General features: G+C 57.3%; 22 protein-coding genes. 13 read left to right on the top strand and 9 right to left on the bottom strand.

The genetic code is table 11. The annotated features are described in order from the left end of the window. Nucleotides 1-716: 716 nt before the first annotated feature. Nucleotides 717-1,178 carry an RcnB family protein gene (locus AC6I79_RS13895; protein ID WP_058781243.1) on the top strand — a complete coding sequence of 154 codons (462 nt, stop codon included), beginning with the start codon at nucleotides 717-719 and terminating at the stop codon, nucleotides 1,176-1,178. A 109-nt stretch (nucleotides 1,179-1,287) separates the two neighbouring features. Beyond that, nucleotides 1,288-2,115: a Cof-type HAD-IIB family hydrolase gene (locus AC6I79_RS13890; protein ID WP_021508604.1), complete on the top strand. Its 828-nt coding sequence runs from the start codon at nucleotides 1,288-1,290 to the stop codon at nucleotides 2,113-2,115. 34 nt (nucleotides 2,116-2,149) lie between these two features. On the opposite strand, the gene AC6I79_RS13885 is transcribed toward AC6I79_RS13890, so the two are convergent. Then, on the bottom strand, nucleotides 2,150-3,295 hold the full coding sequence (locus AC6I79_RS13885; RefSeq protein WP_159378383.1) for an iron-containing alcohol dehydrogenase: 1,146 nt from the start codon (nucleotides 3,293-3,295) through the stop codon (nucleotides 2,150-2,152). Nucleotides 3,296-3,572: 277 nt separating this feature from the next. Between AC6I79_RS13885 and gntT the strand changes: the two genes are divergently transcribed. After that, entirely contained in the window at nucleotides 3,573-4,889 is a 1,317-nt protein-coding gene (gene gntT, locus AC6I79_RS13880; protein WP_159378382.1) for a gluconate transporter, read from the top strand. Nucleotides 4,890-4,922: 33 nt separating this feature from the next. Here gntT and AC6I79_RS13875 read toward each other — a convergent pair whose 3' ends face one another. Both AC6I79_RS13875 and AC6I79_RS13870 read right to left on the bottom strand, forming a co-directional pair. Then, a complete protein-coding gene (locus AC6I79_RS13875) occupies nucleotides 4,923-6,005 on the bottom strand; it encodes a malate/lactate/ureidoglycolate dehydrogenase (RefSeq protein ID WP_498027335.1) in 1,083 nt (360 codons plus the stop codon). A gap of 101 nt (nucleotides 6,006-6,106) precedes the next feature. After that, the gene (locus AC6I79_RS13870; RefSeq protein ID WP_021508600.1) at nucleotides 6,107-6,352 is read right to left on the bottom strand and encodes a hypothetical protein; all 246 of its coding nucleotides are present in this window, start codon (nucleotides 6,350-6,352) and stop codon (nucleotides 6,107-6,109) included. Nucleotides 6,353-6,570: 218 nt separating this feature from the next. On the opposite strand from AC6I79_RS13870, the gene AC6I79_RS13865 reads away from it, so the two are divergent. Further along, nucleotides 6,571-6,693 carry a small membrane protein YohP gene (locus tag AC6I79_RS13865; RefSeq protein WP_445081475.1) on the top strand — a complete coding sequence of 41 codons (123 nt, stop codon included), beginning with the start codon at nucleotides 6,571-6,573 and terminating at the stop codon, nucleotides 6,691-6,693. Between the two features lie 33 nt (nucleotides 6,694-6,726). Here the strand turns inward: AC6I79_RS13865 and AC6I79_RS13860 are convergent, their stop codons facing one another. After that, nucleotides 6,727-6,912 (bottom strand): hypothetical protein, encoded by a 186-nt coding sequence (locus AC6I79_RS13860; RefSeq protein ID WP_058775268.1) that lies wholly within the window; start codon nucleotides 6,910-6,912, stop codon nucleotides 6,727-6,729. A gap of 398 nt (nucleotides 6,913-7,310) precedes the next feature. Here AC6I79_RS13860 and pagP point away from each other — a divergent pair, with 398 nt between their 5' ends. From pagP to AC6I79_RS13845, 3 genes are all read left to right on the top strand, one after another. Continuing rightward, the gene (pagP, locus tag AC6I79_RS13855) at nucleotides 7,311-7,883 is read left to right on the top strand and encodes a lipid IV(A) palmitoyltransferase PagP (protein ID WP_153001988.1); all 573 of its coding nucleotides are present in this window, start codon (nucleotides 7,311-7,313) and stop codon (nucleotides 7,881-7,883) included. A gap of 150 nt (nucleotides 7,884-8,033) precedes the next feature. After that, a complete protein-coding gene (gene cspE / locus AC6I79_RS13850; protein ID WP_010615627.1) occupies nucleotides 8,034-8,243 on the top strand; it encodes a transcription antiterminator/RNA stability regulator CspE in 210 nt (69 codons plus the stop codon). Nucleotides 8,244-8,601: 358 nt separating this feature from the next. Beyond that, entirely contained in the window at nucleotides 8,602-9,027 is a 426-nt protein-coding gene (locus tag AC6I79_RS13845) for a GNAT family N-acetyltransferase (protein ID WP_021508597.1), read from the top strand. On the opposite strand, the gene AC6I79_RS13840 is transcribed toward AC6I79_RS13845, so the two are convergent. Continuing rightward, nucleotides 9,011-10,366 (bottom strand): aminotransferase class I/II-fold pyridoxal phosphate-dependent enzyme, encoded by a 1,356-nt coding sequence (locus AC6I79_RS13840; RefSeq protein ID WP_021508596.1) that lies wholly within the window; start codon nucleotides 10,364-10,366, stop codon nucleotides 9,011-9,013. The genes AC6I79_RS13845 and AC6I79_RS13840 overlap by 17 nt on opposite strands. Nucleotides 10,367-10,502: 136 nt before the next feature. Here AC6I79_RS13840 and AC6I79_RS13835 point away from each other — a divergent pair, with 136 nt between their 5' ends. From AC6I79_RS13835 to tatE, 6 genes are all read left to right on the top strand, one after another. Then, nucleotides 10,503-11,462: a nitrate ABC transporter substrate-binding protein gene (locus AC6I79_RS13835; protein ID WP_021508595.1), complete on the top strand. Its 960-nt coding sequence runs from the start codon at nucleotides 10,503-10,505 to the stop codon at nucleotides 11,460-11,462. A gap of 2 nt (nucleotides 11,463-11,464) precedes the next feature. Continuing rightward, nucleotides 11,465-12,259 (top strand): deaminated glutathione amidase, encoded by a 795-nt coding sequence (locus AC6I79_RS13830; RefSeq protein WP_058781249.1) that lies wholly within the window; start codon nucleotides 11,465-11,467, stop codon nucleotides 12,257-12,259. Nucleotides 12,260-12,281: 22 nt separating this feature from the next. Then, nucleotides 12,282-13,169, top strand: coding sequence for an ABC transporter substrate-binding protein (locus tag AC6I79_RS13825; protein WP_104092684.1), 888 nt, complete (start codon nucleotides 12,282-12,284; stop codon nucleotides 13,167-13,169). Next, a complete protein-coding gene (locus tag AC6I79_RS13820) occupies nucleotides 13,166-14,125 on the top strand; it encodes an amino acid ABC transporter permease (protein ID WP_152391259.1) in 960 nt (319 codons plus the stop codon). Before AC6I79_RS13825 ends, AC6I79_RS13820 begins: the two co-directional genes overlap by 4 nt. Next, entirely contained in the window at nucleotides 14,122-14,892 is a 771-nt protein-coding gene (locus AC6I79_RS13815; RefSeq protein ID WP_058757904.1) for an amino acid ABC transporter ATP-binding protein, read from the top strand. The genes AC6I79_RS13820 and AC6I79_RS13815 overlap by 4 nt, the downstream gene beginning before the upstream one ends. A 98-nt stretch (nucleotides 14,893-14,990) precedes the next feature. After that, nucleotides 14,991-15,194, top strand: a complete 204-nt coding sequence (gene tatE / locus AC6I79_RS13810) for a twin-arginine translocase subunit TatE (RefSeq protein WP_010618871.1) — start codon at nucleotides 14,991-14,993, stop codon at nucleotides 15,192-15,194. 77 nt (nucleotides 15,195-15,271) lie between these two features. Here tatE and AC6I79_RS13805 read toward each other — a convergent pair whose 3' ends face one another. The 4 genes from AC6I79_RS13805 to ybeD all read right to left on the bottom strand — a co-directional run bounded on the left by AC6I79_RS13805 (nucleotide 15,272) and on the right by ybeD (nucleotide 18,596). Continuing rightward, a complete protein-coding gene (locus AC6I79_RS13805) occupies nucleotides 15,272-16,315 on the bottom strand; it encodes a hypothetical protein (protein ID WP_146068778.1) in 1,044 nt (347 codons plus the stop codon). 155 nt (nucleotides 16,316-16,470) lie between these two features. Further along, nucleotides 16,471-17,436, bottom strand: coding sequence for a lipoyl synthase (gene lipA, locus AC6I79_RS13800; protein ID WP_058757902.1), 966 nt, complete (start codon nucleotides 17,434-17,436; stop codon nucleotides 16,471-16,473). A 176-nt stretch (nucleotides 17,437-17,612) separates the two neighbouring features. After that, entirely contained in the window at nucleotides 17,613-18,263 is a 651-nt protein-coding gene (gene lipB / locus AC6I79_RS13795; RefSeq protein WP_127833797.1) for a lipoyl(octanoyl) transferase LipB, read from the bottom strand. A gap of 69 nt (nucleotides 18,264-18,332) precedes the next feature. Continuing rightward, nucleotides 18,333-18,596, bottom strand: coding sequence for a DUF493 family protein YbeD (gene ybeD, locus AC6I79_RS13790; RefSeq protein ID WP_010618866.1), 264 nt, complete (start codon nucleotides 18,594-18,596; stop codon nucleotides 18,333-18,335). Nucleotides 18,597-18,673: the final 77 nt, after the last annotated feature.

The following is an 18,673-nucleotide window of genomic DNA, read 5'->3' as shown; positions in this document are numbered from 1 at the left end:
TTAACCTTACGCTTCAGCGCAGTGAAAAATTAGCGTTATATTAATCACGCACATCGATTAATTGCCAGGGCAGCAATAGGGCTCGCATTATCAATGAAATGTGTCGGCCAGCTAGTTTGCCGGTCGGCTTAAATGGCGGCATAACTAAAAAATGGTATGGCTTAATTTTTATCTCTTAAATTCAATGCATTGTGATTTTGTGTCGATATCTTATACGGGCTGACTATATTTTCTGACGACAGCTGGTCAGAGCACGGACCTTATTTCCTTTCACGTTATGTACCTTTGGTGGTTATTTTCGCTGCCGTGAACATTTTTACGGTTTTTTCTGAAAATAGAAGTTTTCTGAAAGTATTTTGCCCTGATGAATGTTATTCTTTCCGGGCAATGCTAGTGATGTGGCGTTGTGTGCTTCAGTTTTATCCTCTTTTTAGCAGGGTTTCCCCGCTTTATGCTTTTTATGGAAATAGCATTGTCCGCCCGATCCCCGCGATCGGGTTTTCTTTATTCCCGCTGAATTAACTGCTTATTTCCCTGCCAGCCTTATCGTGCCACGCCACCATAAAGTCTCCACAATCGTTAAGAAAGCGCTAACCTGGCGTAATGTATTGTAAGTATCCGATTTTTAAGACTTTTGGAAATGCTGTTTTAGCTTTGTTTAGGCAATAGTAAGCCTCAACGGCGCGCAGACTGCCGTTATCCCTGGAGGTAACACCATGAAAAAAACAACACTTACGATTATTGCGTCATTTATTGCATGCAGCACACTGTTTTCCAGCGTCTCCTGGGCCGACGGTCCCGGTGACCATCGCTGGGACCCGCACGGCGGCGACCGCCATCAGGATCGCGGCCCGGGTCCCGATCATCATGATCGTCGTGACTTTGGCCACGATCGCGGACCGGGCCCGGATCGTCACGACCACTATGCTGACCACCGTATGCCGGAGGGACATCGCGGCGGCGATCGCTTTGCCTGGCGCGGTCATGATTTTCGCCGTGGTTATCCGGCACCGCCGGAGTTTCGCGGTCCACACTATCGCGTCGACGACTGGCGGGCTCGCGGTCTGTATGAGCCGCCGCGCGGCGAGCACTGGGCCTTTATCGACGGAAATTATGTGTTAGTGGCGGCCGCGACCGGCATTATCACCGCCATTTTGCTGAATAACGCATTTAACTAATCCTGCCGCACGGATGGCGACGGCCATCCGTGTTTCTCTCCGCTTTCACCGCTCACCAGGTTATTCTCTGGACAACCCGTTTTTCCTTTCAACGCGTTAAGGAGTCATGATGACCATGGTAAAAATGGTGGCGGTGGATATGGACGGCACCTTTCTCGACGATAAAAAACAGTACAACCGGGCACGTTTTCAGGCCTGCTATCAGGAGATGACGCGGCGCGGCATCAAATTTGTGGTCGCCAGCGGTAATCAGTATTACCAGCTCAAATCCTTCTTTCCCGACATCGCCAGTGAGATCGCCTTTGTCGCCGAAAATGGCGCGTGGATCCTCGATAGGGATGAGGAGCTGTTCTGCGGCGCGTTCTCGCGTGAGGACGTTAATGCCGTGCTCGATACCCTGCAGCGCGGTAACTATCCCAACCTGAAATACATCCTCTGCGGCCGTAACAGCGCTTATCACTTCAACACCATGGATGAGCAGTGGCTGGTCAAAATGCGTCACTACTGCCATCGCCTCAAGGCGATCGATAGCCTCGCGGACGTGGGCGATGACCGGCTGTTCAAGTTTGCGCTGAATCTGTCCGATGATTATGTCGATATTCTGATGGCTGACATTGAGCGTCTGCATCAGGGCGCAGCAGCGGCGACTTCCAGCGGGCACGGCTCGGTGGATTTGATTGTGCCCGGCTTGCACAAAGCCAACGGTCTGCGCCTGCTGCAGCAGCGCTGGGACATCAGCAGCGATGAGGTGCTGGCGTTTGGCGACGGCGGCAACGATCTGGAGATGCTGGTGCAGTCGCGCTTCAGCTTTGCCATGCAGAATGCGCCGCAGCGGGTCAAAGACGCTGCGCGCTACGGCGCACCGTCCAATAACCAGGAAGGCGTGCTGCAGGTGATTGAGCAGATGCTGGCGGGGGAAGGGCCGTTTGCTGGCTGAATAAGCAATGGGCAGCCTGCGCTGCCCGAAAGGCTCAGACGACGCGCCACGCGGCGGTAATCATCTCCGTGAGCGTGGCGGGATCATAATTGACCCAGCCGTTTTTGCTGTTGGCGCGCGCCACAATCCAGTCGACCTCTTCCGCAGCCAGCGTCGGTCCTTCCAGCCAGAACGGCACGATAGCCTGCTGCTGCAGCCAGGCTTTCAGCGCCAGCGCCGGCGGTGCCGTTTCATCGGGCAGCAGGCGTTCAGCCAGCGCCGCCATCAGCCGCTGCTGTTCGGGGTGCGCGCGCTCCGCCAGTACATCCAGGAACGGGAACAGCAAACGACCGCAGACTTCGCCGTGATGGAACGGTTTAATCGCCCCCAGCTCGCCGGCAATACCGTGGATCACCCCCAAACCCGCGCTGCTCAGGCTGACGCCGCCGAGCCATGATGCCATCATCATCGCTTCACGTGCCGCATCGCCGCGGCTGTCGTCCTGATTGAGGTACGGCCACGCCTGCATGAACAGTTGCAGCCCGTTGAGCGCGTTCTGCTGACTGAACAGGTTGCCCTTGCGTGACAGATAAGCCTCGAACAGGTGGGTAAAGGCATCAATGGCGCAGGTAGCCAGTACACGATCCGGCGCCCCTTTGAGCAGATCGGGATCGAGAATCGCCACCTGCGGCACAAACACCGGATGGCGCAGCGAGGCCTTCACCTTAATGTGCTGCTGATCGGTCACCACCGCATTCTGCGTGACCTCGCTGCCGGTGCCGGCGGTGGTAGGAATGGCGATCAGCGGTAGCGTGACCGCCTGTACCGGCGTATCGCCCACTTTCTCGAGGTAGCGCGCGATATTCAGCGGATGCTGCATCATGGCGCCAAAGGCTTTGGCCGCATCCAGCACGCTGCCGCCGCCGATGGCGACAACGCGATCGACGTGGCCACGCCAGCGCGTCACCCAGCCATCGATCTCGTCTGGCGAGGCTTCATGGCTGACAATTTCATAGCCCAGAATGTGATCGTTCAGCGTCGCGCCCAGGCGTGCCCACGCCGGACTGTTGAGAAATGAGCGGCCGCAGAACAGCAGCGTGGGCTGCGGATTCGCCGCCAGCAGCGGGACCAGGCGGTCGATGCTGCCACGGCCAAACAGGGTTTGTTGATTACTGTACAGCTCAATCAGATTCTCACTCACCTGCAGATCCTTATCGGTTGGCATAAAACAGCTAGTGTAACCAAAAGCCACGCCGCTGCCGGGGCAAACATTCTGATAACCCTCCGACAAAAAGTTGATCACCTTCGCAAAACAGAAATTCACCCGCTGCACCAGGTGCTTTCCCGTCAATGTTACCCTTAACATGATACCGGTAACAGGATGTCGCATTCTGAAACATCTGGCACTGATAATCCCTTTGTCCCATTACAACAAACCGCTGCCGGTAATACGCCGAGCGCAAAAGTGGAGAAAAATTATGCCATTACTCTATGTGGCAATTGGCGTGGCGTTACTGCTGCTGCTGATGATTCGCTTCAAACTTAACGGCTTCATCGCGCTGATTCTGGTGGCACTGGCGGTGGGCATGATGCAGGGCATGCCGGTCAATAAAGTGATTGGATCGATCAAAACCGGCGTCGGCGGTACCCTGGGCAGCCTGGCGCTGATCATGGGCTTTGGCGCGATGCTGGGGAAACTGCTGGCCGACTGCGGCGGTGCGCAGCGTATCGCCACCACGCTGATCAAAAAATTCGGCCAAAAGCACATTCAGTGGGCGCTGGTGCTGACCGGCTTCACTGTGGGCTTCGCGCTGTTTTATGAAGTCGGGTTCGTGCTGATGCTGCCGCTGGTGTTCAGCATTGCCGCGTCGGCGCGCGTGCCGCTGCTGTATGTCGGCGTGCCGATGGCGGCCGCCTTATCCGTCACGCATGGCTTTCTGCCACCGCATCCGGGCCCGACCGCGATCGCCACGTTATTTAATGCCGACATGGGGAAAACCCTGCTGTACGGTACGCTGCTGGGTATTCCGACGGTGATTCTGGCCGGGCCGGTGTATGCGCGTTTTCTGAAAGGCATTGATAAGCCGATTCCGGAAGGGCTGTGGAACCCGAAAACTTTCAGCGAAGCGGAGATGCCGGGCTTTGGCGTTAGCGTGTGGACGGCGCTGGTGCCAGTGATCCTGATGGCGCTGCGTGCCGTGGCAGAAATGCTGCTGCCGAAAGGCCATGTGCTGCTGCCGTACGCGGAATTTTTTGGCGATCCGATCATGGCAACGCTGATTGCAGTGCTGATTGCCATCTTCACCTTTGGCCTTAACCGTGGCCGCAGCATGGATGAGGTGATGGGTACCATCACTGATTCGATCAAAATCATCGCCATGATGCTGTTGATCATCGGCGGCGGTGGCGCCTTCAAGCAGGTGCTGGTGGACAGTGGTGTGGATAAATACATCGCCGGCATGATGCATGAAACCAACGTCTCGCCAATCTTTATGGCGTGGTCAATTGCGGCGGTGCTGCGTATTGCGCTGGGATCTGCCACCGTCGCAGCGATTACCGCCGGCGGCATTGTGGCACCGCTGATTGCCACCAGCGGCGCCAGCCCGGAGCTGATGGTCATTGCCGTCGGTTCCGGCAGTGTCATCTTCTCGCACGTTAACGATCCGGGCTTCTGGCTGTTCAAGGAGTACTTCAACCTGACCATCGGTGAAACTATTCGCTCGTGGTCGGCGCTGGAAACCATCATCTCGGTGTGCGGTCTGCTGGGCTGTTTGCTGCTGTCCGCTGCGCTGTAACCGGCTGAGGCACTGTGCCTCAGCCCCGGCGGCTTACTGCGCTAAGGCGCGGAAGGCCGCCAGTTCGTCCTCCGGCATGCCAGCCTGGCGTGCCGCTGCGCAAATCTGCTGCCAGCTGTTGCTGTCCAGCGGAATGCCCTCGCTTTCACGTGCTGTACGGTTGCGCGTTTCCCATTCGCCCGGCACCAGAATCTCCGCCTCACCACTTTGCGGTGAACGCCTGACCCACGCGAGAAACTCTTCGGCTTCCTGCTGCATCGCCGGTGCGTCAAACGCGTCTGGGTTCAGGATAATGGTGGTCATGCCGTTAAAGATGGCGTCAGTGCCGGTGAGCAGCGTGGCGTCATGCGTAGTGCGACCGCCGGACAGCGCGCCGCCAAGGATTTCGCACATCGTCGCCAGCGCATAGCCTTTGTGCAGGCCGAAGGCGGTCAGCGCGCCATACGGCGACTGATGCATCACGCCCGGATCGGTGGTCGGCTGGCCCTGCGCATCAAGCAAATAGCCCGGCGCGACCGGCTGACCTTTGTTATACGCCACCCGCGTTTTACCATAGGCGATGCCGCTGGTGGCAAAGTCCAGCAGCAGCGGTTCGCCGTCGCGACGCGGAAACACCGCGCAGAACGGATTGGTGCCGAAGCGGCGATCGCTGCCGTTAAACGGCGCCACCATCGGATCGCCCATCACATTAACGAAGTGAAATGAGACAAAGCCCGCTGCGGCACACTGCTCCGCCCAGTGACCGATACGGCCAATGTGATGCGAATGATGCAGGCCAACCGCCGCAAGGCCAAACCTGTTCGCCCGCTCAATGCCGTGCTGCATGGCCTCGTACGCGGCCACCTGGCCAAAGCCTTTCTGGCCATTAAGGGTGAGGACAGCGCCAGCGTCTTTTTCGATGCTGACGTGCTGATTGAGCCGGAGAAAGCCCTGCGTCAGCGAGGCCATGTAGCTCGGTATCATACCGACGCCGTGGGAGTCATGGCCCGCGAGGTTAGCAGCAACAAGATGGTCAGCCACCAGGCGCGCTTCTTCGGCGCTGCTACCGGCATGCAGCCAGATAGCCTGAACAAACTGATGTAAGCGGGAAGGGGAAACACGATGCAGTTCAGTCACGCGGTTAATCTCCTTATGGGGGGAGAGAGCATCCTGCGCTGAAATGGATAATAACCGCAAGTTAGGGCTGATAAAGGGCCACAACACGTGGCCCAACAAACTCAGTGCGGCTGTTCGAAGCCGGCTTTAACCATCTGTTCACGCAGTGCGCGTGCAATTTCACGGTTCCCACCCGTGATTGGATAAATAACGTTGTTGACGACATCGTCAAGATAATGCTCATCAAACTCTTGCAGGGTGAGTTGCGTACCGCCTTCGTCATTAATCGCAATGCTGCCACGAATGTGACTGCCATGATCCTTTGCCTTGAGGCTGTAACGACCCATGCTGGTATTAATCGTGCTCATATCATCTCCTTGTTACGTAGACATAGCGAACAATTGAGGCCTGCTACAGGCGCTGTAATTTTAGACAATCAGCGCGCTACGCGTGCGGTGGGATAGCAACTTAAGCGATAAGCTGCGACCGGGCTCGCAGAAAAAAAGAGCAGGCAACAGTCTCTGAGGCAAGTGACTGAGATCGCGCTCGCAGCGCCCAGCGAAGCCGGAATAATCATCTATACTGAATGCACGATGCGTTATTTTTCATCCTGAAGGAGCGAACTATGAAAATAATACTGTGGATCATTGCCATCATCTTTATTGTCGGGTTACTGACGATTACTGGCGTGTTTAAACTGATTTTCTGACGCGTTCAGGCACCCGGCGGGTGCCTGAAAACATTATTCAACGTGACGGGCGGCAGAAGCCGGGTGCAGGGATGACAGCGGGATCACATCGCGCAGGCTGATCGGCTTGCCGCATGCGGCGCAACAGGCACCGTGATGATCGGGATCGTCGACCTTTTCCTTGCCGGGTACTGTATAAAAAAATTTGGCGCAACCGCAGCGGCTGCAACGAATTGTCATCTCAGTTCCTCCTCTCTCCGTCCTGGAGTGATGAGATTTATCTCAATCATCGGGTGAGTTCAATTGATAAATTTTATTAATTTATTCATGAAATCAATTTCTACGGATAAGTTGCTGAATATTAAGTAATCACTCTAAGTAATCATCAACTGAGCGGTGCATTTTCTGCACCTTTTACCCTCTGCGTTTTGTTTATTTGCCGTTTCGACTCCGTTCGCGCAGTGAGGTAAAATTAACCAGCTGATTGCCAGCAGAGCCGGGTGCGACTGGCGCCATCGTGGCGCGCGCGCTGTACGCGCTCGTGGCATCAGCCATTAACCCACGGCAGCATGGTGCGGCGCGATGTGGCGCTACGCGGTGACTGCCGGATACAGGATGATTTAACAGGAAGCATTGTTGTGAACTGGCGTATTTCTGCAGCCTTTTGCGGCTGTATTTTGATTTCATCGGTCTCTTTTTCGACACCAGCGGCAACCACAGGCGAAGCGATTAAATCGGGCTGGAATACCTTCTCCGATAACGTGGCGCAAACCTGGACACAACCGCAAAATTACGATCTTTACGTCCCGGCTATCACCTGGCACAACCGCTTTACTTACGATGATGAACACATCAAAAAGTACAACGAGCGGCCGTGGGGCGCAGGCGGTGGCGTTTCGCGCTGGGATGAAAAGGGCAACTGGCACGGCCTGTATGCCATGGCGTTTAAAGACTCGTTTAACAAGTGGGAGCCCATCGCCGGCTACGGCTGGGAAGCGACCTGGCGACCGCTGAACGATCAGAATTTCCATCTGGGCGCCGGTTACACCGCGGGCGTGACGGCCAGAGATAACTGGCGATATATCCCGGTTCCGCTGGTATTGCCGCTGGCTTCGATAGGGTATGGCCCGGCAACCTTCCAAATGACTTACATTCCAGGCACTTATAACAACGGCAACGTCTATTTTGCCTGGTTAAGATTTCAGTTTTAATCGCTGAAGATGCGCAGAAAGTGTGAAGGGCATGGAAAAAATCAATATTTATCACTTTTTCATCAATTCGCGCTGGACAAATGTCACTGCAATTGCTGTACTAGATGCCGACACAGTTTAGTGTCCATTTTTCATGTAAAGGTAATATAGATGTCCAAGATCAAAGGTAACGTTAAGTGGTTTAATGAGTCCAAAGGATTCGGTTTCATTACTCCAGAAGATGGCAGCAAAGATGTATTCGTACACTTCTCTGCTATCCAGAGCAACGGCTTCAAAACTCTGGCTGAAGGTCAGCGTGTAGAGTTTGAAATCACCGACGGCGCTAAAGGCCCATCTGCTGCTAACGTTACCGCTCTGTAAGTTAACAGTCAGAATTTTAAAAACCCGCCTGATGGCGGGTTTTTTTTGTGCTTTTTTCAGCCCTGCCACCAGCTAATGGCCCAGGCGACAATCACCAGCGTACTGAGCGACAGCGCCAGCCATTCATTTAAACAGTGCGGTACCAGATTCTTCATGTGCCATGCCTCGCAACTTCATTTATGCCAGCATGGCAAAGCAAGATTAAGCCAGCCTTAAGCCAGCATGACAGCGGCATGACAAGGCACATTCTGCGGCGTCGCTCACAGATAATTCCCGTAACATACTCATAACAAAGCTTACTTGCAGATTTTTTAGCGGCAACGCTATATAACAGCAGTCAGGGAACGGAGGAGGCAGGATGAACATACGTGAAGCACAGGCCAAAGACAGCTTTGCCCTGAGTGCACTGTTAACCGAGCTGGGTTATCGCGGCACGGAAAAATTTATCAGCGATCGGCTGGCGCAATTGTGCGCCCATCCCGACGAGACGCTGCTGGTGGCGGAACACGGTAACCAGGTGCTGGGATTTCTTTCGCTGCACTTCATTCCGCAGCTGGCATTAGCGGGCGATTTCGCGCGCATCAGCTATTTCTGTATCGCCGAGGGCGAGCGCAGTAAAGGCAGCGGCCAGCAACTGCTGAACCACGCCGAGCAACTGGCGCGCGCCCGCGGCTGCGACCGCATGGAAGTGCATTGTCACGCCTCGCGACTGAAAGCCAACCAGTTTTATGCGCGAGAAGGCTACGTTGAATCGCCACGCTATCACATCAAAGATCTGGGCTGATACTAAGCTCGCGTCCGCAGGCAATCACTAACGCATCGGCGATGCTGTCGAGCTGATCGGCCGGCAGCCGCGCAATGCTGACGCGAATGAACTGTCCGCTGTTGATGCTGCAGCGTTCGCCTGGCAGCACGGTGATGCCCCGGGCGGCGAGGGTGATCATGGCATACTGCTCTGACGCCACCGGCAGCATCACGCTCAGGCCGTCGCGATCTTCCTGTACCAGCCCGCGCCGCGCCAGTGCGGCCAGCAACTGCTGACGGCGCGCGGCATACGTGGCTTTAGCCTGCTGTATGCGCTGCTGGGTGGGCGCATCGCTCAGCATCCAGGCCACCGCATCCTGCAAAATACGGCTGGTCCAGCTGACCCCGAAGTTACGCCACGATTGCAGCCGTTTCACCAGTTCTGCCGTGCCGGATACCACCGCCAGCCGCAGATCCGGGCCGTAGGCTTTGGAAAAGGAGTGCACGTGCAGCGTGCGCTGCGGATAGTGGCGGCCGAGACTCCATACCGGCCAGCGCGACAAATCGCCGATGCCATCATCCTCGACAATCAGGGTGGCACTCTGCGCCAGCACCTGCGCCAGCGCTTCGCTGCGCTGCTGGCTGACGCTGTAGCCGGTCGCCGAGTGGGTGCGTGGCTGATAAATGAACATCGCTGGCGCTTTCTGTAAGTGTGTCGCCAGCACCGCGGGCAGCGGTCCCTGCTCATCACCGGGCAGCGGCAGGATCTCGGCACCGATGTTGTCGAGCATATCCAGCAGACGCGTCGCGGTCGGATCTTCAATCACTACCCGATCGCCGGGTGACAGCAGCGTCTGCACTATCAGGTTCATGGCATCGAAGCCGCCATCGGTCGCCAGCCACGCCTCCGCCGGACAGGGCCAGCGCGGCGCAATGGCCGCCTGCAGCTGTGGCGAAATCGCCTCACGCTGATAGCTATTCAGCTGCGGTGACGCCAGCCCGGCCAGCATCGCCGGGCGCAGGTCCGGCAGCAGTGCCGGATCGGGCGCAGCCATCGCCAGCGCGGCTTTGACGTTTTCACCATAGTTGCCAATTTTCTCAAAGCGGACCGGTCGCGGCATCACACTGTTGCCGCACACCCAGATTCCGCTTCGCCCTTTACCCGCCAGCACTTTCTGCTTTTTCAGCTGCGCCCAGGCCGCGGATACCGTGGCCGGACTCACGCCCAGCCGTTCCGCCAAATCGCGCACCGCCGGCATCTGCATGCCCACGGCAATCTGTCCGTCGCGAATCAATGTTGACGCGGCGAGGGTAATGCCTTTGACCGAGGCGTCGTTAATCTGCTGGCTGAGCCACTCTGCATCCACAATTTGCGTCATAAGAAAAAGCTTTGTTCAGTAACAAAGAAATGATTGTTCAGATTAGTATTCGCGTTTTAGACTCAAATTCAAGCACAATTTGCAGAAAAAATGCACAGCGCCAGCGTGGCGGCTGAACAAACGGAGAAGCACAACGATGATCACTATCAGACTGGCGGTGCGCGACTGGGATTACTTCACGCCGCTGGCGCTGGGCGATATTCAGCCACAGGGCTTCAGGCTGATCATTGACCGCGTAGGCACGCTGGTAGATAACCTGGCCAGCAGTGAACACTACGAAGGCGGTGAGGTGTCGTTCAGCCGCTATGCGCAGGCACGGGCGCGCGGCGACAATTCACTGCTCGGCCTGCCGCACTTTCTGATGCGTGGCTTTCGCCAGCGCTGCATCATCACCACCACCGCCAGCCCGCTCACCACGCCAGCCCAGCTGAAAGGCAAAAGAATCGGCGTTACCGGCTGGCAGGACTCCGGTAATACCTGGACGCGCACCGTGCTGCGTGAAGCGGGCGTCGATATCAACGACGCCTTCTGGTTTGCCGGACGCCTGACCGCTGATCATCCGATTGTTGACCGGCTGGCGGGATTTGGTCGCCCGGGCCGCATCGAACCGGCGCCGGACGAGCGTCCGCTGATTGAACTGTTGAAAGCCGGCGAGCTGGATGCGGTGTTCACGCCGTTTATGCCTGAGGGTTTTTTCCTGAAAGATTCCGGTCTGCGCCAGCTGCAGGCGGATTTCGTCAGTGCTGAGCGCGACTACTTCAACCGCGTCGGCTATGTGCCCGGTATTCATCTGCTGGCGCTGAAGCCGGCGCTGGCGGCGGCGCATCCGTGGCTGCCGCAGGCGCTGAGCGAGGTGATCGATCGCGCGTATCAGCTGTGGATGCGCAAACGCGAGAAGTACGCGGATACCACGCCGTGGCTGCTGGATGATTTGCGACGCACCGCGCAGGAATTGCCTGCCGACTGGAATCAAAACGGATTTACCGCTAACAAAAGGATGATTGCCGACTTCGCCCGTGAGCTGTTTCAGCAGGGCTTAACCACAACGTTGCTCTCGCCGGAGGAGATTTTCCCGGCGGCGGCCAGAGGGGAGTGAAGATGAAAGTAGCCATGGGGCAGTTCGCCGTTAGCCGCGAATGGCAGGAGAACACCGCCATTTGTCGCGGTCTGATGCAGGATGCGCTGGCGGCGGGCGCCGATCTGCTGGTGCTGCCGGAAGGCGTGCTGGCGCGCGATATCGCCGATCCCGATCTGGTGTTAAAAGCCGCACAGCCGCTGGACGGGCCGTTTGTCAGTCAGCTGCTGGAAACCAGCAAAGGTAACGCGCTGACCACCATGATGAGCGTGCACGTGCCGACGCAGGATAACAAAGCGCACAACGTGCTGATTGCCGTGCGTAATGGCGAAATCATCGCGCAGTACGTCAAGCTGCATCTGTACGATGCCTTCGCCATGCAGGAGTCGCAGCGGGTCAATCCGGGTGATGCCGTGCCGCCGCTGGTTGAGGTGGCCGGCATGAAAGTCGGGCTGATGACCTGCTACGACGTGCGTTTTCCCGAACTGGCGCGCCGGCTGGTGCTGGACGGTGCCGACGTGCTGGTGCTGCCTTCCGCCTGGGTAAAAGGACCGTTAAAGGAGATGCACTGGGAACTGCTGACCAGTGCGCGCGCGCTGGAAAACACCTGCTACATGGTGGCGGTAGGCGAGTGCGGGCCGCGCAACATTGGTAACAGTCTGGTGATCGATCCGCTTGGCGTGGTGATTGCTAAGGCACCGGAGTGCGCTGCACTGGTGTTTGCCGAACTGGATCCGGCCCGCATCGCCTACGCCCGCAGCGTGCTGCCGGTACTGGAAAATCGCCGCTTTGCCCGTCCGGAATTGCAATCACTTTGACCTGCCTGGGGGAAACTGACTGATGAAAATGCTTTTAACCGCCATCGCGCTGGCGACCGGCCTGACGGCGAGTGTCGTCCAGGCAGCGGACGCCATTCCGACGCAAAAAATGGATAAGGCGCTGCACGATCGGCTGCCAGCGCAGATCAAACAGGCTGGCAAAATGATCTCGGTAAACAACGGCTCCTTTCCGCCGTATGAGATCGTTAACGGGCCGCACTCAATGGATGGCGCCTCGGCCGATCTTACCGTGGCGCTCGGCCAGCTGCTGGGCGTGAAAATTGAACACGCGACGGTGAGCGGTCTGTCCGGCGTACTGGCCGGCATTAATTCCGGACGCTATCAGATGGCCATCGGGCCGATAGGTGATTATCCGGATCGCCAGCAGAAGGTGGACTTCATCGACTACGTGCAGGAGTTCGTGGTGTTTGGCGTGCAGAAGGGCAATCCGGCGCACATCAACGGTCTGGCAGATACCTGCGGCAAGCGCATTGCGGTGATGGCGGCCGGTTCGGCGGAGCAGGTGATCCGCAAACAGTCAGCCGCCTGTGAGGCTGCGGGCAAACCTGCAGTCGTAGTGCAGTCCTTTACCGATCAGCCTTCGTCGATACTGGCGGTGCGCTCGAAGCGTTCGGATGCCTTCTTCTCCTCGCAGGCGCCGCTGACCTATTTCATTGAGCAGGCGCAGGGGCAGCTTGAACTGTCTGGTCAGGGGCAGAAAAACGGCTTTGGCGATATCTTTCAGGGCACGGTCGTTCCCAAAGGCTCGCCGCTGGGCGAGGTGGTGCTGGATGCCTACAAAGAACTATTTGCCAACGGCACCTACGCGGCCATCATGAAAAAGTGGCAGCTGGACGGCAACATGCTGCCGCAGCCGGGACGTAACCTGGCGCAGGAGACGGCAAAATGAGTGCCGTCGGCCCCAACGCGCGCCCCACGGATCAGGCCGACGTGCCGCAGCGCGACGTCGCTTTTGCCCGTAGCGCGCCCGCGTATGGACGCTGGGTTAGCTGGATCGTGGTCCTGACGCTGGCAGCGAATGGTCTGTGGCTGGTGGCGACCAATCCCAATTTTGAGTGGCACGTGGTGCTGCAGTGGTTTACCGAAGGCTCGGTGCTGAAAGGGCTGCAGGTGACGCTCGGGCTGACGGTGGTGTCGATGGTGCTGGGCACCCTGCTGGGGCTGCTGCTGGCGGTCTGGCGGCTGTCAGAGAATAAACTGCTGAGCGGCGTGTCGGCGCTCTACATCTGGTTCTTTCGCGGTACGCCGCTGCTGGTGCAGCTGATATTCTGGTACAACCTGTCGACACTGTTTCCCACGCTTTCGATCACCGTGCCGTGGACAGACATCACCTTTGCCAGCTGGAACACTAACGATCTGATCACGCCGCTGACTGCCGCCATCGCCGGTCTGGCGCTCAACGAGGCTGCCTATATGGCGGAGATTATCCGTGCCGGCCTGCTGTCGGTCGATCACGGTCAGGTTGAAACCACTCAGGCGTTTGGCATGAGCCGCAGCCGCGCGCTGCGGCGTATCATCATTCCACAGGCGATGCGCGCCATTATTCCTCCGACCGGCAACCAGCTGATTAGCATGATCAAAGCCACGTCGCTGGTGAGCGTCATCGCGATGGGCGATCTGCTCTATTCGGTGCAGGCCGTTTATAACCGTACCTTTGAAATCATTCCGATGCTGATGGTGGCGGTGATCTGGTATCTGCTGATTACCTCGATCCTCAACGTCGGCCAGTCAGCCATTGAGCGCTACTACGCGCGCGGCAGCAAACGTACCGTGATGATGAACAAACGACGCGCCAGCAGTGACACGGCGCTGGCCGCGGCCCCGCGTTTAAAGGAGGACGTATGAGCGAGATTCAGCCGCTGGTGCGTGCGCGTAATGTGCAAAAGAGCTTCGGTGATAACGCGGTGCTGAAAGGCATCGATCTCGATGTGTTTCCGGGCGAAGTGGTGGTGATTCTCGGGCCTTCGGGCTCAGGCAAGTCGACCTTTCTGCGCTGCATTAATCATCTGGAAGAGATGAATGCCGGCTCGATTATGGTGGGCGACGAGCAGATTGGTTACGCGCTAAAGCGCGGTCTGCTGCATCGCCTGTCGGCGCGGAAAATTGCCCATCAGCGGCAGAAAATCGGCATGGTGTTTCAGCAGTTCAATCTCTATCCCCATATGACGGTACTGCAAAACATCATGGAAGCGCCGATTGGCGTGCACAAGTTCCCACGTGATGAGGTGCTGCAACACGCGCGTGAGCTGCTGGCAACGGTCGGATTGAGCGATAAAGCCGACGCCTGGCCGCGACATTTGTCGGGGGGACAACAGCAGCGCGTGGCGATCGCCCGTGCGCTGGCGATCAAACCGCTGCTGATGCTGTTCGATGAACCGACCTCAGCGCTGGATCCGGAGCTGGTGGGGGAAGTGCTGGCTACCATGCGTACCTTAGCCAATCGCGGCCTGACCATGATTGTGGTAACGCATGAGATTGGCTTTGCGCGTGAAGCCGCCGATCGCGTGGTGTTCATGGATGGTGGCGTGGTGGTGGAACAGGGACCGCCAGAGCAGGTGATTGGCAATCCGCAGCATCCGCGTACCCAGGCGTTTCTCAGCCGCTTTATCTGACGCTGAGATCTCACTCTGTTACAGATTGCAGTTGAGCGTGGTGAATAACTGCGCGTTAATAGTGCTGTCCGTTTTTCGCGAAGGTTGAAAGGTAAAATATGGAAGGTATCAGTATTGCCAAACTGCTGATCATCGGTGCGCTTATCGTACTGCTTTTTGGCACCAACAAGTTACGTTCACTGGGTGGCGATCTGGGTTCCGCAATCAAGGGCTTTAAAAAAGCCATGAAAGATGATGAATCCACCGCAACCAAAAGCAGTGCCGAAGAAACGCCTGCTGAACGCGTCGGCCACAAAGAGTAATCTCTGCGCTGAACGTCAATAAGTGTAAATATTTATTACGTTAAAAAACCAGACTGCCACAGTCTGGTTTTCGTTTTTTAGTGCCAGACAATGTGATGTTCCAGCGGTTCATCCCAGCCTGGCAGGTTGCCGCCGTGATCGCCGCTGGCGGTCAGTGTGCTGTCAGCATTGTTCCACTCATCCAGCCATGCTTCGCTGAAGGTCAGCGGCAGAATAGCGGGCGCAATATCATCCTGCTGCATCGCCAGTTCCATCAGTGCACAATCAATCGCGCTGAGATCGCTGTCATCAATCGGCGTGATAATGGCGGCAGGCTGCGGCAGTACGGTAATCAACTTATTGTAACGGCTGCTGACATGCCCCTGTTCATCGACGAACTCTGCACTGAAAACATGCTGTGTCGCGCTTAAATCGGCGGGCTGAGCGAACTGCCAGTGACCCTGTTCGTCGCCGGTTACCACCTCGATCAGCACATTATCGATATAAATATGCACCTGAGCGCCCGCCGCCAGCGTGCCGCTAAACATTTTCGGCTCACCGCTGTCGTCGTAATCCACCGCATAGTCGTGTTGCCGTATGTCGCGCAGCACAGCCACCTCTGGCAGACTCAGCGGCTGCCGGACTGGGAGCGTGGGGACAGGCGACGGGTGGGGCGTCTGGTGTTCTGCTGCATACCATGCCGCAGGCAGCGCGCTGACCAGCGACAGCGCCGGGCTGAGCGCCGGAATCTCAGGCAGGCTGTGCCAGACGCTCTCGCCGGCGGCCTGCTGCGCTGACTCAAGCGGCGGCAGCGCTGGCAGCAACGGCGTTTCATCCGGCGTTACGCTGCGCAGTTCGGTGAACGGCAGTGCGGGCGCAGACGCAGGCTGCGCGCTTTGCGGCAGGTGCAGATGAATTTCGTCGTAGCGGTGGTCGATGCTGATGGCGGTTGCAAGAAACGCCAGTTCGCACGACGCATGGGGCGTCACGAACGGATTAGTGATATCCATGGGCGTGGTACGCGCTTTTAGCGCATCCAGGCTTTCGCCCGACGCGCCGCTTCGCGGTCTACCAGAGGATGGACCTGACACATCCGCCGCCCGCATAAAATCGAGCTCATCGATATGAAAGGATGATTGCATAATCTGACCTTTATGAAAAAAACACTGAGAAAATAAAATAATAAACAGGCTCTTATGGCCTCAGCGGTTAAAGCGACAGATTTGCGACAGGAATTAAGCGGTTTAAGCAGAATTTTTGCGATTGCGCCGCAGCAGGGCGCAATCGCGGCAGGAGATTACTTCACTTCCAGGCCTTTCGCCTGCATATCAGCGTGATAAGACGAGCGGACGAACGGACCGCATGCCGCATGGGTGAAGCCCATCGCCAGCGCTTCTTCTTTCATCTCATCAAACTCCGCCGGGCTGACGTAACGCTGTACCGGCAGGTGGTGACGGCTTGGCTGCAGGTACTGGCCGAGGGTCAGCATGGTGACACCGTGGCGACGCAGATCGCGCATCACCTCGATGATTTCCGCATTGGTTTCCCCGAGACCGACCATCAGACCGGATTTGGTCGGCACGTCCGGATGCGCCTCTTTGAAACGCTCCAGCAGCTTCAGCGACCACTCGTAGTTGGCGCCCGGACGCACCTGGCGATAGACGCGCGGTACGTTTTCCAGGTTATGGTTGAACACATCCGGCGGCGTAGCCGTGAGGATCTCCAGCGCGCGATCCATACGGCCGCGGAAGTCCGGCACCAGCGTTTCAATTTTGATGGTCGGGCTTTTCTCGCGGATGGCGCTGATGCAGTCAGCAAAGTGCTGTGCACCGCCGTCACGCAGATCGTCGCGGTCCACCGAGGTGATCACCACATAGCGCAGCGCCATGTCGGCGATGGTTTGTGCCAGCTTCAGCGGCTCGTTGGCGTCCGGCGCGTTTGGCCGACCGTGTGCCACATCGCAGAACGGACAGCGGCGGGTACAGATGGCACCGAGGATCATAAAGGTGGCGGTGCCGTGGTTAAAGCATTCGGCAAGGTTAGGGCAGGAAGCCTCTTCACACACCGAGTGCAGGCCGTTTTTACGCATCGCCGCTTTGATGCCCTGAATGCGGCTGGAATCCGCAGGCAGCTTGATCTTCATCCACTCCGGCTTACGCAGGATTTCCTGGCGTTCGGTGACCACGGTTTTTACCGGAATCAGCGCCATTTTGTCGGCATCGCGATACTTGACGCCACGTTCCATCTGAATTGGTTTACTCATAAATCTGCAGGTTCCGGTCGGGATTGCGATTTGAAAGCTTCCTCACTCAAACTGAGAACCAGGCTTTCAACTTTATTTGAAAAAATTGCAAAAATTATATCATCTCGCCGGGGCAGAAGCAGCCGATAAGCCGTGGCGAAAGTTACAATTTTGTAAATGCGCACGTACGGTCAAGGTCAGCACGCGGCCTCATCATGCCATTCCGTGTCGCTAAAGCCGGTCAGGCGCGCGAAATGCTGCACCAGGCGCGGCTGCACGTCCGCCGGCGTGATGCCGGGCTGGAAGGCGCTGATCTGCGTCATCTGCATGCCGGCATAGCCGCAGGGATTGATGCGCAGGAAGGGCGCCAGATCCATCGCGACATTGAGCGCCAGACCGTGAAACGAGCAGCCTTTACGGATGCGCAGGCCTAGCGAACAGATTTTCGCATCGCCAACGTATACGCCGGGCGCATCCGCACGCGCACGCGCACTGATGTCGTAATCAGCCAGCGTAGCGATGACTGTCTCTTCCAGTGCGGTGACCAGCTCGCGCACGCCCAGCTTGCGGCGTTTAACGTCAATCAGTACATACATCACCTGCTGGCCCGGGCCGTGATAGGTTACCTGGCCGCCGCGATCGCTCTGTACCACCGGAATATCGCCCGGCACCAGCACATGTTCGGCTTTGCCCGCCTGGCCCTGAGTAAACACCGCAGGGTGTTCCACCAGCCAGAGTTCATCGGCGGTGGCGCTGTCGCGCCGATCGGTAAAGTGATGCATGGCATCGGAGACGGGCTGCCAGTCGCGCTGGCCAAGCTGACGAACAAGAAGCGTATTAGCAGACAAAGCAGAAGTCCGGTAGCGAGTGGAGGGCAGAGTATAACGCTGGCAAAGCGGCCTTTACCAGCGTCAGCATTACAGCACCATGCGCACGATTTCGATGTTGCCCAGCTCTTCGTACAGGGTTTCCACCTGTTCGATGTGGGTGGCGTTAATGGTGATCGACACCGAGTGATAATTGCCTTTGCTGCTGGGCTTCACGTCAGGGCTGTAGTCGCCGGGCGCATGACGCTGCACCACTTCAACCACTTGATCAACCAGCTCCGGTTGCGCCAGGCCCATCACTTTGTAGGTAAAAGGCGTCGGGAATTCGAGCAGTTCATTCAGTTTGGTTTTCATATTAACTCCGGTGCATAAAAAACAGGCTCCCGCCGAAGCGGGAGCAATATAGTAGCTTATCTGGGGACGGATTGGCG

The organism is gamma proteobacterium symbiont of Scutellera amethystina (assembly GCF_059730845.1).
This window is presented reverse-complemented; position numbering and strand designations above follow the sequence as displayed.